Raw genomic sequence first — 14,201 nt, 5'->3', positions numbered from 1 at the left:
GCGCGCCGGGCGCGGGCCGGATCAGGCCGGGGCGGGGCCGGCTTTCTGGCGGCGGGCGCTAAGTTCGGTGTTGATCTCGATCATCCGCTTTTCCGTGAGCGGATAGAACAGGAAGATCACGATCGAGACCACGCCGAGCAGGGCGGGGTAGATGCTCATCAGGCTGACGAGGCTGCCCTTGACGGCGTCGGAGGGGATGACGTTGGCCTGGAAGCCGACAAACTGGAGGAGCTGGAAGGCGAGGAACGCCGCGAGGGCCCAGCCGAATTTCTGGCTCATGGTCGAGGCGGAGAACACCAGTGCGGTGGTGCGGCGGCCGCTCTTCCACTCGCCGTAGTCGGCGGTGTCGGCGTACATGGCCCACATCAGGACGGGCAGCGGGGCACCGAAGAAGCTGCCCACGATCTCGAGGATGAAGATGGCCCCGAGCTGGCCCGGCTGCAGGAAGTAGAAGGCGACATAGTTCACGATCTGCAGCACGAAGAGGCTGATGAAGAGGCCCTTCTTGGGGAAGCGGGAGGCGATGACGCTGACCATCAGCACGCCGCCCACCGAGGCGGCCTGGCCGAGGGTGTTGAAGGACGAGAGCAGCACATCGAGGGTGAATTCCCGGCCGAGGAAGGGCAGCGGCGTCTCCGGCGAGCCGTTGTACAGGTAGTATTTGAAGTAGTGGGCCGAGACCGAGCTGCGCAGGGCGATGAAGAGGATCCAGGTCAGGGTGGTGCAGAGGAGCAGCACCCAGGCATTGTTGGTGACGAGGAACTTCAGGTCGCGGACCACGGAGGTGTTGGCCTCGGGGGCGGGCTTGATGCGCTCCTTGGTGCCGAAGACCGTGATGAGGAAGAAGCCGATGGCGGCGATGCCGACCACGGCGAAGGCCAGCTGCCAGCCGCGCTGGGGGTTGAGGTCACCGCCGAGGGCCGAGACCATGGGCAGGAGCGTGGCGGAGATCACCATGCCGGCGGAGAAGGCGAAGACGAACTTGATCGAGGAGAGGCGCGTGCGCTCGACGGGGTTGCTGGTCATCACGCCCATCAGCGCGGTGTAGGGGATGTTGACCGTGGTGTAGAGCATCATGAGGCCGTTGTAGGTGAGGTAGGCCCAGATGAGCTTGCCCGTCATGCCGAGATCGGGGGTGGTGAAGGTGAGCACGCCGAAGATGGCGAACGGCACGCAGCCGAAGAGGATGAAGGGCCGGAACTTGCCCCAGCGGGACTCCGTGCGGTCGGCCAGCATGCCGATGATGGGGTCGTTCACGCCGTCCCAGATGCGGCTGATGAGCAGCATCGTGGCCAGGGCGCCCGCGGTGATGCCAAAGACCTCGGTGTAATAATACGGCAGGTAACGCATGAACGTCTGCCAGTAGAGGACGGAGGCGAAATCGCCGCAGCCAAAGGCGAGCATCTCGCGGAACGGAAGTTTGGTTTCTTGATTCTGGGTCATGGGGACGGGGGGTAGGGGGACGAAAGCGTTCAGACCTTGCCGCGGCGGGCCTCGAGCTGCGCGCGGATCTCGGCCATCTTCTGCTGCGTGAGCGGATACTGCGCCATGAAGATTGCGACCAAAATCAGGCCGAGGATGGGGATGCCGGCGAGCATGGCGCGGATCCAGAAGATCGTCTCGGGGCTCTGCACGGCCTTGTCGGCGGCGAAACCCGTGAGACCGAGCACCTGGCCCGAGATGAAGTAGCCAAAAGCGTTGCCCGCCTTGCTCATCCAGGAACCGCAGGCGGAGAAGGCGCCCTCGCGGCGCTTGCCGGTGTTGAGCTCGTCGTAGTCCATGATGTCGGCGCCGATGGTCTGATCCATCATGTAGTAGCCGGCGGCGGTGAACGCGATCGAGGCGGAGGCAAAGACCTGCAGCCACGGCAGGGACGGCGTGTAGAGGAACCAGGTCGCGCCGTAGATTGCGGAGCCGAGGCCGCAGATGAAGAGCACGGTGGGCTTCTTGCCCAGCCGGCGGCACACCCAGGCGAGGGCCGGGGCACCGACGAAGCCGCCGAGCATGTAGGAGAGGCCCATCAGGCCGTTCCAGTTGTTGCCGGACTTGGTGTCGCCGCCGGCGACGTAGTAGAGCGTGGCGTAGTAGCCGAGGGAGCCGATCATGCTCGTCCCGAGCGAAAAACTGAGCACGGCGAACATCTTCAGCCGGAAGGGCCGACACTTCATGGTCTCGTAGATGGATTCCTTGAAGCCGACCTTCTCCTGCTTCCGGGCGGCGACGCCGGCGTAGTAGCGCTCCTTGACGTTGAAGAACACCATCAGCGTGTTGAAGAGCATCAGCACGCCGAGGCCGGCGCAGAAAACCTGGACGCCGAAGAGGACGTTCTGCTTGCCGTCGGCCATCGTGAACATCGCGAGGTTGGTGAACGGCAGGCCGACGAAGAACGCGACCTCGAAGATCTTTTGGATCATGCCTTTCACGGCCATCACGCTGGTGCGTTCGTGGTAGTCCGGCGTGAGCTCGTTGCCGAGGCTCTGGTAGGGCATGTTGAAGCAGCTGACGAAGGGGATGAACAGCAGGCTGGTGCCCAGCATCCACCAGAAGACAATGTCGCCGCGCCAGTCCGCCGGGATGAAGAACAGCAGCGGCAGCCCGACCGCCGAGCAGATGCCGCCGACGAGGATGAACGGCCGGCGCCGGCCGTAGCGGGTGCGCGCGTTGTCCGAGAGCCAGCCGAAGAGCGGGTCGGAGAGCGCGTCCACGAGCCGGATCAGCATCAGCGCCGTGCCCACGAGCTGGGGCGAGAGCCCGAGGAAGATGTTGAAGACCGGGTAGGCCAGATTGGGGTAGAGCCAGTGGCCCCACATGTCCACGGAGCCGCCCAGGCCGTAGGAGACCTTGGTCTTGAGGGGCACGCGATCTTCAGGGGCGGTGGCGTCAGGGGCCGGGGATGGTTTCATGGGTTGGGCGGAAGGTCCGGCTAGTAGCTGTCGACCAGTGATTGGTGCACGAGGCTTTTTCGCACGCGCGCCAAGGATTGCGGTTGATTGCACAAGACCCGCACGGTCTTGGGCTCGTCGGGGTAGAGCTCGAACCAGTTGTCGTCGCTGCGGTGCGCCAGTCCGGGCAGGTCGAAGGCGAAGCGGTGTTGGAAGGCCGAGGTGCGGAACGTGAGATCGAAGGCCGCCGGGCCCACGGCGCGGATCGCAACCTTGGTTTTGGGCCGCTGCAGATTGAGGAAACGGGGCGGGGCGAAGAACACCGTCTCCTCGCTCACGCGGCGGCGGCCGATGACGAGGGCGATGCGCAGGTGGAGGTTGTCGCGGCCGTGCGCCGCCATGAGTTTGCCGAAGCGCAGGGTCTGCTGGCGGACGCTCTCGCCTGGGCGCAGGATGACTTTCTTCCGCCCGCGGGTGATGATGTGCTCGTCGAGGTGGAAGAGTTCCCAGCGGAGTTCGCCGCGGGCCGGCGCGGGGGCGTCGTAGACGGTGTGGAGATGGACCGCGTCGACGGTCGTGGTGCGGTAGTTGCCGATGATCGTGTCCTCGTCGCCGGGCACGTGGGCGCTGACCAGGGCCGGGGCGAAGAAGCGGCGGGCGGCGTGGTGCAGGGCCTTCCAGCGGCCGGTGAACTCGAGCGAGCTCCACGAGGCGACGGGCCAGCAGTCGTTGAGCTGCCAGTAGAGCGCGCCCATGCAGTGCGGCATGTGGCGGCGGTAGTGCTCGACGCCGACCTGCATGCAATGGGCCTGGTTGAGCTGGGAGAGGTAGATGAGCGCCTCCTGCGACTTGGGGAAACGGTAGCGGCGCGAGACGTAATCGAGGATGATCTGGTTGCCGGCGCGATTCTTCTGGTGGTTCTCCATCAGTGGGCCGAAGACGTTGCGGCGGTCCGGGGGCGTAAACGTGGCCGTGGTGGCGGGGGAGCAGTAGCTCTGCATGCCGAATTCCGAGCAGAAGCGGAATCGCCATTTCTCGTAGTCCTTCACCGGGTGGCGGGCGTGCCAGACATCCCAGTAGTGGGTGTCGCCGCGCTGTTCACCGGCCGGGTGCGTCGCGGTTTTGGAAACCGAGTCCGCGAAGGTGTTGCGCCATTGGGAGGAGGGCCAGTAGGCCGTGACGCCGTCGTGCGCCGCGACCGCGGCGGGCAGGAGCTGGTGGAAGATGGCCTCGTAGTCGCGACGCAGCTTCGGCTGATCGATCAGGTCGCCCTTGTTGATCCCGCCGCCGTAAGTGTTGAGCTGGGCAATCTCGTTGTTGCCGCACCAGAGCGCGAGGCAGGCGTGGTGGCGCAGGCGCTTCACCTGGTGGACCGCCTCGGCCCGCACGCTGGCCCGGAACGCGGCGTCGCCCGGGTAGATCGAACAGGAGAACATGAAGTCCTGCCAGATCATGAGGCCGAGCTCGTCGCAGAGGTCGTAGAAATCCGTGCTCTCGTAGATGCCGCCGCCCCAGACGCGCAGCATGTTCATGTGGGCCGCGGCAGCGCTGGTGAGGTCGCGGGCATAGTCGGCCCGGGTCAGGCCGGCGACGAAGCTGTGGGCGGGGATCCAGTTCGCACCCTTGGCGAAGATCGCGCGGCCATTGACCACGAACTGGAAGGTCTCGCCGGCCGCGTCGGGGTGGCGGTCGAGGACGAGCGTGCGCAGGCCGATCCGTTTCGACCAACGACCGATGAGCCCGCCGTGACGGTCGGTGACCGCAAGTTCGATCTGGTAAAGCGGCTGGGCGCCGTGGCCGTTGGGCCACCAAAGGGCAGGATTGACGACGAGAGATTTAAGATTGGCGATTTGGCTGACGACTTTGCCGTTGAGCGAAACGGTGCCGAGGATGTCGATCTTTGCTTCCTTCCGGGCCAGCTCGGGCTCGAAGGTCAGGAGCACGCTGCCGTCCTTGCGGTGCTTTTGCGTGATGCGGACGGTTTCCAGGCGGTTGCCGCTCCAGGCCTCCAGGCGGAGGTCACGCCAGATGCCGGCGGTGACGAGACGCGGGCCCCAGTCCCAGCCGAACTGGCAGGGTTGCTTGCGGATGACCTGGCTGCGGCCGACGGGATCGTTGAACTCGCGCGGGGTGTGCGCGGGCCGGTGCGTGCGGATGTATTTCATCGCGCTGCCGAAACGGATCACGAGCTCGTTGGCGCCGGGCCGGAGCAGCGGGCGCACGGCCCAGCGGTGGCCGAGGAACATGTTCTCCGTGCGGGCGACGAGGCGGCCGTTGAGGCGTACGGTGGCGACGGTGTCGAGACCGTCGGCCACGAGGTCGAGATTTTCCTCGGCGAGCAGGGCGGCGGAAACGCGGAAGGTCGTGCGGTATTCCCAGTCATGCTCCTCGATCCACTGGAGCTCCAGCTCATTGGTGCCCCAGAACGGGTCGGGGATCAGCCGGTGCCGGCGCAGGTCGGTGTGCACGCAGCCCGGCACGGTGGCGGCGCGCCAGGGCGTTTGCTCTGTCGCATCGCGGAACTGCCAGCGGGCGGAGGCGAGGGAGAGGGTGGACACGGGGCGTCGGCCAGAAAGGGGAGGGTGGGAGCGGCTTTACGCCGCGACGGGGCGTGAACGCAGCGTGGTGCTGGTCGGGATACAAAGTCCCTCCCACGTGGGCGAACCTGGGGTGGAGATTCTCCTCGGCGGCATAAAACAAAGGGCGGTCGTGATGACCGCCCCGGGGCTCATTTCTGGAGGGGATTTTCCTTCACGAACCGGACGATGTCCTCGACGTTGCCGAAGCAGAGCGCGGTGAAGGTGTCGGCGGCGCCATAATAGAGCGCCAGGCGGCCGGTGGCGGCGTCGCAGAGGGCACCGACCGGGAAACACACGCCGGGGACGAAACCGGAGAGCTCATACTCCGCCTCGGGGCAGAGCAGGGCCTGGTTGGCCGACGCGATGACCTTCCACGGCTGGTCGAGGTCGAGCAGCATGGCGCTGATGGAGTAGACGAAGCCGTTGCAGGTGCCCGTGACGGCGTGATAGATGAGCAGCCAGCCCTCGCTGGTCTCGATGGGCGAAGGACCGGCGCCGATCTTCGTGCCCTGGAACCAGGGCCAACCCTTGCCGAGGACGTGGCGGTGTTTGCCCCAGTGGACGAGGTCGGGGCTCTCGCTGGTGAAGATGTCGCCGAAGGGCGTGTGGCCGGTGTCGGAGGGCCGGCTGAGCATGAGGTACTTGCCGTTGACCTTGCGGGGGAAGAGCACGCCGTTGCGGTTGTAGGGCAGGAAGGCGTTCTCGACCTGCTCGAAGTTCACGAAGTCCGTGGTCTTGGCGATGCCGATGGTCGGACCGTGGTAGCCGTTGCACCAGGTGACGTAGTAGACGCCGTCGATGAGCGTCACGCGCGGGTCGTAGGCGTATTCGAAGCGGGTGACCTCGGGGTCGGCGTTCGTGAGGACGATCGGTTTGGGCTCGAAGGTGAACTTGAGGCCGTCGGGGCTGCGGCCGACGTGCAGGTGCGGGACGCGGGACATGCCCTCGGTGCGGAACACGCCGATGAAGCCCTTCTTCCACGGAACGACGGCGCTGTTGTAGATGCCGGTGACGTGCGGGAGCGGGCGGCGGCCGACGACGGGGTTCTTGCTGTAACGCCAGAGCAGGTCGGTGTTGCCCTTCGGGCGGGGCTGCCAGGGGATGTTCGGAAGCGCGGGGGCGTGGATCTTCAGTTTCATGGACGGGGAGGCGGGGGAAAGTGGCGGGTGGGCCGTCAGAGGGTGGCGCCGTTGCGGCGGATGACGTCGCGGTACCAGTAGTAGGAATCCTTGGGCGTGCGTTTCTGGGTCTGGTAGTCGACGTGGATGAGGCCGAAGCGGTCCTTGTAGCCCTCGCACCACTCGAAGTTGTCGAGGATGGACCAGTAGAAGTAGCCGGCGACCGGCACGCCCTCGGCGGCGGCGCGCTTGAGGCCCGCGAGGTAGCGGCTGAGGAAGTCGATGCGTTGCGAGTCGTGCACCTTGCCGTCGAGGTGGACGAAGTCGGTGTTGCAAAAACCGTTTTCCGAAAAGGCGATCGGCAGGCCGTAACGCTCGGTCTGGAACTTGGCGGCCCAGTAGAGGGCGTCGGGGGCGACCTGCAGCCACGGGAGCGTGCCGCGGGGGTTGCCGATGCCCCAGCTGTCGGGGACCTTTTCGGTCGTGCCGCCCGCGGCGGCGCGGTAGCGGTTGCCGGTGTAGCAATTGTAGCTGAGCAGGTCGACCTTCTGGGAGATCAGCTTCATGTCACCGGTGCGGATCTCGGGCACCTCGGCGCCGAAGGCCTTGAGGCCGTCCTCGGGGTAGCGCCCGAACATGATGGGGTCGGCCCACCAGGAGAGGTTCCACATGTCGCGGTTGGTGCTGGCGAAGTAGTCGCGGCGGGCGGCCTCGATGTCGCGCTTGCTGCCGGTGGCGGGGATGCGTTCGCGGGCGGTGTGGGCGATCGAGACCTTGATCTTGCCGTCGCAGCCGGCGCGGAGGGCCTGGACGCCGCGGCCGTGGGCCATCAGCAGGTGGTGGGCGGCGAGCAGGCACTCGCTGTGCGGGAGCTTGTAACCAGGGGCGAAGACGCCGTCGAGCAAGCCGAGGCCGACGGTGCAGGGCGGCTCGTTGAAGGTGATCCAGTTCTTCACCCGGTCGCCGTAGCGATCCGCCATGAGGGCGGCGTAGTCGCCGAACCACTCGACCATGTCGCGGTTCGAGAAACCGCCGCGGCGTTGGAGCGCGTTGGGCAGGTCCCAGTGGAAGAGCGTGACCCAGGGCGTGATGCCGGCGGCGAGGAGTTCGTCGAAGAGCTTGTCGTAGAAGGCCAGGCCCTTGGGGTTCGGCTTGCCGGTGCCCTGCGGGATGACGCGGGGCCAGGCGATGGACAGGCGGTAGGCCTTGACGCCGAGATTCTTCAGGAGGGCGACATCCTCCGCATACCGATGGTAGTGGTCGCACGCGGTGTCACCGGTGTGACCTTCGAAGATGCGGCCGGGCTGGTGGGTGTGGATGTCCCAAATGGAGGGCGCGCGGCCGTCTTCGGCGACGGCGCCTTCAATTTGGTAGGCGGCGGCGGCGGCGCCCCAGGTGAAATCGGTGGAGAAGGACATCAGGAGGACGGGGGTAGGGGAGGCGGTTGAAGACCGGGAATCGTCATCTTAGCGGCGGGCCTGCCGCAAGGTAATGAGAATCCTTGTTGCGAAATTGAGACTCGGACGGGGGAGGGGTTTAGTTTAACTTCAGCGTGCGCAGCAGCCAGCGGTTGACCGCCTCCCCCTGTTCCGCCGGGTAGGTGTGGGCCTGCTCCGGCTGGACAGCGAGGGTCTTGGGCGCGGTGATGATGTTATAGGCGGCGAACGTGGAGGTCGGCGGGCAGACCTCATCGTTGTAGCCCCAGATGTAGAAGCCGGGCACCTTCAGGCGGCGGGCGAAGTTCACCGCGTCGTAGTAGGTGAGCGTGGCGATCTTGGCCGGCGTGGCCAGGGCCGAGGGCGTGCCGTCGTCCGCCGGTTTGAAGGGGTGGGGCCAGCCGCCGGCGCGGCCGTGGAGCGGGCCGGCGACGTCGCAGAGCGCGGGATGGATCGCGGCCAGGCCCGTGACGCGCGGGTCGAGCGCGGCGGTCACGATGGAGAGCAGGCCGCCCTGGCTGGCGCCGGTCACGAGGAGGTCCCGGCCGTTCCACATCGGGCGCGCGACCAGAAAATCATTGGCGCGGATGCAATTCAGGTAGACCCGGCGATAGTAGTAAGTGTCGCGGTCATCGAGGTTGAAAGTCTGGTAGCCGTTCAAGGCGCCGGCGTGCAGCTGGTCGTAGACTTCCTTAGCGAGGTTGACGGGCAGGCCGTGGATGCCGATCTCGAGCACGATCACGCCGCGGGCGGCCAGGTCGGTGTTGCCGGGGTAAGGGCGCACCCCGGCGCCGGGCACCATCAGGACGGCCGGGTAGCGACCCGGGGCCTTCGGCTCGGTGAGGATGCCGTAGACGCGGCCGGCGGCCGCCCAGGAACGGCCCACGGTGCGGATGCCGACGTGATACACGTTCACGGTGTCGGTGCAGGCGTCGGGCAGGAGCGTCACCTTGGCCTCGACCGGGATCTGCGCGAGCTCGTCCTTGCCCTTCTGCCAGAAGGCATCGAAGTCGGCCGGGTCGGTTTGCACGGGCCGGATGGTCTCCGGCGCGAAGGCGGCCGTGCCTACGCCCTGGTAGGTGCGGCCGGCGAACTCCACCGAGGCCTTGCAGCGGATGAAGCCGCCCGTGTGCAGGGTGCCGCCGTCCACCACCAGACCGTCGAGCGGCACCAGGGCGGTCTGCGTGGCCACCGGCATCATTTCCGGCCCAACCGAGTAGGTGACCGTGGCCTGGTCCACCGGGGTGTTGTCCGCGGTGACCATGATGCGGAACTTGGCCGGTTCACCCAGCCGGTAGGTCCAATCGCGGTGATCGGGTGCGATGCGCACCTGGATGGTGGCCACGCGGAAATCGGCGGGCGAAGGGACGGGGCTGATCGGGGTGTCGGCGGCGCGCAGGGCCGTCACGAGCAGGAGCAGGCAAAGCAGGCGTTGGGGCATGGGGATGGGGGGCAGGCGGATACGCAGACAGCTAATGCGGATCGGGTCAATGCAGGGCCGGGCCGCGGGATCAGCCAAGATATGCATGGCTCTCGGCAACTGCTGCGGGGGCAAGCGCCCGCATCTCCGCTATGCTGACCGGGTGATCAGTCCACGCCCCGTCACCACTGCCACGCTTGATGCGAACGAAGCCGTCGCGTCCGTGGCTTACCGTCTAAGCGAGCTGTTTGCGATCTATCCCATCACCCCGTCCTCGCCCATGGGCGAGTGGGTCGATGAGTGGGCCGCAAAGCACAAAACCAACCTCTGGGGCCATGTGCCCGAAGTGGTGGAAATGCAGTCGGAGGGCGGCGCCGCCGGCGCGCTCCACGGCGCGCTGCAATCGGGCGCGCTCGCCAGCTCGTTCACCGCGTCGCAGGGCCTCCTGCTGATGATCCCGAATCTGTACAAGATCGCGGGTGAACTGCACCCCTTCGCCCTACATGTCACGGCCCGCGCGCTGGCCACGCATGCGCTCTCGATCTTCGGCGACCATTCCGACGTGATGGCCTGCCGCGGGACCGGCTGTGCCATGCTCTGCTCCGGCTCGGTGCAGGAGGCGCAGGACTTCGCCCTGATCACGCACGCCGCGACCCTGGCGACCCGCGTGCCTTTCATCCATTTCTTCGACGGCTTCCGCACCTCGCATGAGGTGGGCAAGATCGCGCTGCTCTCGGACGACGACCTGCGCGCGCTCCTGGATGAGCGGCACATCGCGGCGTTCCGCGAGAACGCGCTCACCCCCGATCGTCCCTCGATCCGCGGCACGGCGCAGAATCCCGACGTGTTCTTCCAGGCCCGAGAGGCCTGCAACCCCTTCCATGACCGCGTGGCCGCGACGGTGCAGGACCTCTTCGACGAGTTCGCCGTGCGCACCGGCCGCGCCTACAAGCTGTTCGACTACGAGGGCCACCCCGAGGCCGAGCAGGTGATCATCGTCATGGGCTCCGGCGGCGAGACCGCCGCCGAGACCGCCGCCTGGCTCAACACCCACGGCCGCCGCACCGGCGTGCTGCGCGTGCGGCTCTACCGGCCCTTCGATGCCACCGCCCTGCTGGCCGCGCTGCCGCGCACCGTGCGCCGCATCGCCGTGCTCGACCGCACCAAGGAACCGGGTGCGCTCGCCGAGCCGCTGCATCTCGACGTCGCGACCGCGCTCCTCGAGGCCGGCCGCACCGACATCACCCTGATCGGCGGCCGCTATGGCCTGGGCTCGAAGGAATTCACGCCGGCGATGGTCCGCGCGGTGTTCGACGAGCTGAAGGTGGAGAACCCGCGGCGCCGCTTCACCGTCGGCATCAACGACGATGTCACCCGTCTCTCGCTGACCTACGGGGCCGAGATCGACATCGAGCCCGCCGGCACGCGCCGCGCGGTCTTCTACGGGCTCGGCGCCGACGGCACCGTCGGGGCGAACAAGAATTCCATCAAGATCATCGGCGAGGGCACCGCGCTCAACGCCCAGGGCTACTTCGTCTATGATTCGAAGAAGAGCGGCGCCATGACCGTCTCGCACCTACGCTTCGGCCCCGGTGCGATCCGCGCGCCCTACCTGATTGACCGCGCCGAATTCGTCGCGGTGCACCACTTCCCCTTCATCGAGAAACTCGACGTGCTCAAGCAGGCCGCGCCCGGCGCCACCCTGCTGCTCAACGTGGCCACCCCGCCGGACAAGGTCTGGGATCGCCTCCCGCGCGAGGTGCAGGAGAAGGTGATCGCGCTCAAGCTCGAGCTCCACTCGATCGACGCCTACGCCGTGGCCCGCGCCGCCGGCATGGGCGGGCAGATCAACACGGTGATGCAGACCTGTTTCTTCGCCCTCTCCGGCGTCCTGCCGCGGGACGAGGCCATCGCCGCCATCAAGTACGCCATCCGCAAGACCTACGGCCGCAAGGGCGAGGCGGTCGTGGCCAAGAACGAGGCCGCGGTCGACGCCGCGCTGGCCTCCCTGCACCGGATCGCGATCCCCGCGGCGGTCACGGCCACCCTCGGCCGCCCGCCCATCGTGCCCGCTGGCGCCCCTGATTTTGTCCAACGCGTCACGGCCGTCATGCTGGCCGGCGACGGCGACAGCCTGCCCGTCAGCGCCTTCCCGCCCAACGGCACCTGGCCGGTGGCCACGGCCCGCTGGGAGAAGCGCGGCATCGCGCAGGAGCTGCCGGTGTGGGACGCGGACCTTTGCATCCAGTGTAACAAGTGTGTCTTGGTGTGTCCCCATGCGGCGATCCGGGCCGGTGTATGCCCGATCGCCGACATGGCGAGCGCGCCCGCGACCTACAAGCACGCGAAACTCCGCTCGAACGACTTGCCCGGCTACGCCTACACCATCCAGGTGGCGGGCGAGGACTGCACCGGCTGCACGCTCTGCGCCAAGGTCTGCCCGGCACGCGACAAGTCCGACCTCGGCCGCAAGGCCCTGATGATGGCCCCGGCCGCGCCGATCCGCGACGCCGAACGCGACAACTTCGACTTCTTCCTGAAGCTGCCGCCGGCCCCGGCCGCACTGCTGCAGGATACCGTGAAGGGCACGCAGTTCCGCGAGCCGCTCATCGAGTTCTCCGGCGCCTGCGCCGGCTGCGGCGAGACGCCCTACCTGAAGCTGCTCACCCAGCTTTACGGCGACCGGCTCTACATCGCCAACGCCACCGGCTGCTCCTCCATCTACGGCGGCAACCTCCCGACGACCCCCTACAGCGTCAACGCGCAGGGTCGCGGCCCGGCCTGGTCCAACTCGCTCTTCGAGGACAACGCCGAATACGGCCTCGGCATGCGCGCCGGCGTCGACCAGCTCGTCGCCCAGGCCTGGCGCTTGCTTGACGAACTCGCGCCGTCGCTGCCCCCCGCCGTCGTCGCGGGCCTGAAGGCCGCCGACCAGTCCAAGGAGACCGGCATCGCCGTCGCTCGAGGCCTGCTCGTGGACCTCGAGGCCGCGCTCGCCACGATCAACGACAGCCGCGCCCGCCTGCTGGCGCAGCTCGCCGCCTACCTCGTCCGGAAATCCGTGTGGATCGTCGGCGGGGACGGCTGGGCCTACGACATCGGCTTCGGCGGCCTCGACCACGTCCTGGCGAGCGGCCGCAAGGTGAACATCCTCGTGCTCGACACGGAGGTGTACTCCAACACCGGTGGCCAGCGCTCGAAGTCCACCCCGCTCGGCGCCATCGCCAAGTTCAGCGCCGCGGGCAAGGACACCGAGAAGAAGGACCTGGCCCTGATCGCCGCCAGCTACGGCGGGGTTTATGTCGCCCGCGTCGCCTTCGGTGCGAAGGACAGCCAGACCGTCCAGGCCTTTATCGAGGCCGAGGCGCACCCCGGCCCCTCGCTGATCATCGCCTACTCGCACTGCATCGCGCACGGGTACTCGATGGCCAACGGCCTCGACCAGCAGAAGCTGGCCGTCGAGACCGGCTGCTGGCCGCTCTTCCGGCACAACCCCTCGCGGGCCGCCGAGGGCAAGCCGGTCACCGTCCTCGATTCCGCGCCGCCGAAGCACCCGCTGAGCACCTACACGCGCAACGAGCTCCGCTTCCAGGCGCTGCACCAGTCCGACCCCGAGCGCGCCCGCGAACTCGCCGGCCGCGCACAGGAGGCGGTCACGCGCCGCTTCGCCCACTACCAGCATCTCGCCGGTGAGGGGGCTGCACCCCCGACACCACCCGCGACTCCGGCCGCCGTGGTGCCGCCCGCCGCCAAACCCTCAACGCCCGCCGCATGAACCTGACGACCACCTATCTCGGGCTCAAGCTGGCCAACCCGCTCCTCCCCGGCGCCTCGCCGCTGGTGGACAACATGGACAGCGTGCGCCGGCTGCAGGATGCCGGCGCGCCCGCCATCGTGATGCACTCGCTCTACGCAGAGCAGCTGGAGGGCAACGCGGTGGCCTTTGACCGCCACCTGGGCCGCTGGCAGGACAGCTTCGCCGAGGCCACGACGATGTTCCCCGAGACCGGCGACTACCGCCTGGGCCCGGACGAGTATCTCGAGCGGCTCGGCTGCATCAAGCGCGTGACCGGACTGCCGGTCATCGCCTCGCTCAACGGCAACCAACCCGGCTCGTGGACCGACTACGCGAAGCTGATGGAACAGGCCGGCGCCGACGCGATCGAGCTCAACACGTACTTCCTCGCGACGCAGATGAGCGTCAGCGGGCCCGACTTGGAACAGCGCCTCATGGACATCGTGCGCGCCGTCCGCAGCAACGTCCGCATCCCCATCGCGGTGAAACTCTCCTCCTTCTACACCTCGGTCGCGCATCTCGCCGGCGGGCTGGAGAAGGAGAAGGTGGACGGCCTCGTGCTGTTCAACCGGTTTTTCCAGCCTGAGATCGACACCGAGACCCTCGAGGTCCGGCCGCATCTCGACCTGTCGACCGCCGAGGACCTGCGCCTGCGCCTGCGCTGGCTGGGCCTGTTGCGCGACCAGGTGAAGCTGAACCTTTCCTGCAGCGGCGGGGTGCAGCGGTCCGACGATGTGGTGAAGGCGATCCTCGCCGGCGCCGACACCGTGCAGACCGTCGCGGCCCTCCTGCGGCACGGCCCGGGCGAATTCGCCCGGTTGCTCGCCGGCCTCCGCCAGTGGATGGAGGAGCATGAGTACGATTCCGTCACCAAGATGCGCGGCGCGCTCAGCCTGAAGCGGTGCGCCGACCCCGAGGCCTACGAGCGGGGCAACTACCTAAGGAGCATGCAACTCTGGCGCGAATAAAA

Annotated in this window: 8 protein-coding genes; 2 read left to right on the top strand and 6 right to left on the bottom strand. The window is 67.5% G+C overall.

Features of this window, described 5'->3' with window-relative positions:
* Positions 1 to 21: 21 nt before the first annotated feature.
* From Verru16B_RS03000 to Verru16B_RS02975, 6 genes are all read right to left on the bottom strand, one after another.
* Positions 22 to 1,443: an MFS transporter gene (locus Verru16B_RS03000; RefSeq protein ID WP_069960896.1), complete on the bottom strand. Its 1,422-nt coding sequence runs from the start codon at positions 1,441 to 1,443 to the stop codon at positions 22 to 24.
* Positions 1,444 to 1,472: 29 nt separating this feature from the next.
* Positions 1,473 to 2,903, bottom strand: coding sequence for an MFS transporter (locus Verru16B_RS02995; protein WP_083270053.1), 1,431 nt, complete (start codon positions 2,901 to 2,903; stop codon positions 1,473 to 1,475).
* A 20-nt stretch (positions 2,904 to 2,923) separates the two neighbouring features.
* Positions 2,924 to 5,440 carry a glycoside hydrolase family 2 protein gene (locus tag Verru16B_RS02990; protein WP_069960894.1) on the bottom strand — a complete coding sequence of 839 codons (2,517 nt, stop codon included), beginning with the start codon at positions 5,438 to 5,440 and terminating at the stop codon, positions 2,924 to 2,926.
* Positions 5,441 to 5,610: 170 nt separating this feature from the next.
* On the bottom strand, positions 5,611 to 6,600 hold the full coding sequence (locus Verru16B_RS02985; RefSeq protein ID WP_069960893.1) for a glycoside hydrolase family 130 protein: 990 nt from the start codon (positions 6,598 to 6,600) through the stop codon (positions 5,611 to 5,613).
* A 35-nt stretch (positions 6,601 to 6,635) separates the two neighbouring features.
* A complete protein-coding gene (locus Verru16B_RS02980) occupies positions 6,636 to 7,997 on the bottom strand; it encodes a GH1 family beta-glucosidase (protein WP_069960892.1) in 1,362 nt (453 codons plus the stop codon).
* A gap of 118 nt (positions 7,998 to 8,115) precedes the next feature.
* Positions 8,116 to 9,456, bottom strand: a complete 1,341-nt coding sequence (locus Verru16B_RS02975) for an acetylxylan esterase (RefSeq protein WP_069960891.1) — start codon at positions 9,454 to 9,456, stop codon at positions 8,116 to 8,118.
* Positions 9,457 to 9,541: 85 nt separating this feature from the next.
* Here Verru16B_RS02975 and nifJ point away from each other — a divergent pair, with 85 nt between their 5' ends.
* The gene (gene nifJ, locus Verru16B_RS02970; protein WP_069960890.1) at positions 9,542 to 13,210 is read left to right on the top strand and encodes a pyruvate:ferredoxin (flavodoxin) oxidoreductase; all 3,669 of its coding nucleotides are present in this window, start codon (positions 9,542 to 9,544) and stop codon (positions 13,208 to 13,210) included.
* Positions 13,207 to 14,199 carry a dihydroorotate dehydrogenase-like protein gene (locus Verru16B_RS02965; RefSeq protein ID WP_069960889.1) on the top strand — a complete coding sequence of 331 codons (993 nt, stop codon included), beginning with the start codon at positions 13,207 to 13,209 and terminating at the stop codon, positions 14,197 to 14,199. Before nifJ ends, Verru16B_RS02965 begins: the two co-directional genes overlap by 4 nt.
* Positions 14,200 to 14,201 lie beyond the last annotated feature (2 nt).

Origin of the sequence: Lacunisphaera limnophila (assembly GCF_001746835.1) — a bacterium.
GTDB lineage: Bacteria > Verrucomicrobiota > Verrucomicrobiia > Opitutales > Opitutaceae > Lacunisphaera > Lacunisphaera limnophila.
The sequence above is the reverse complement of the archived record's forward strand: the minus strand, read 5'-3'. Positions and strand labels throughout refer to the sequence as shown.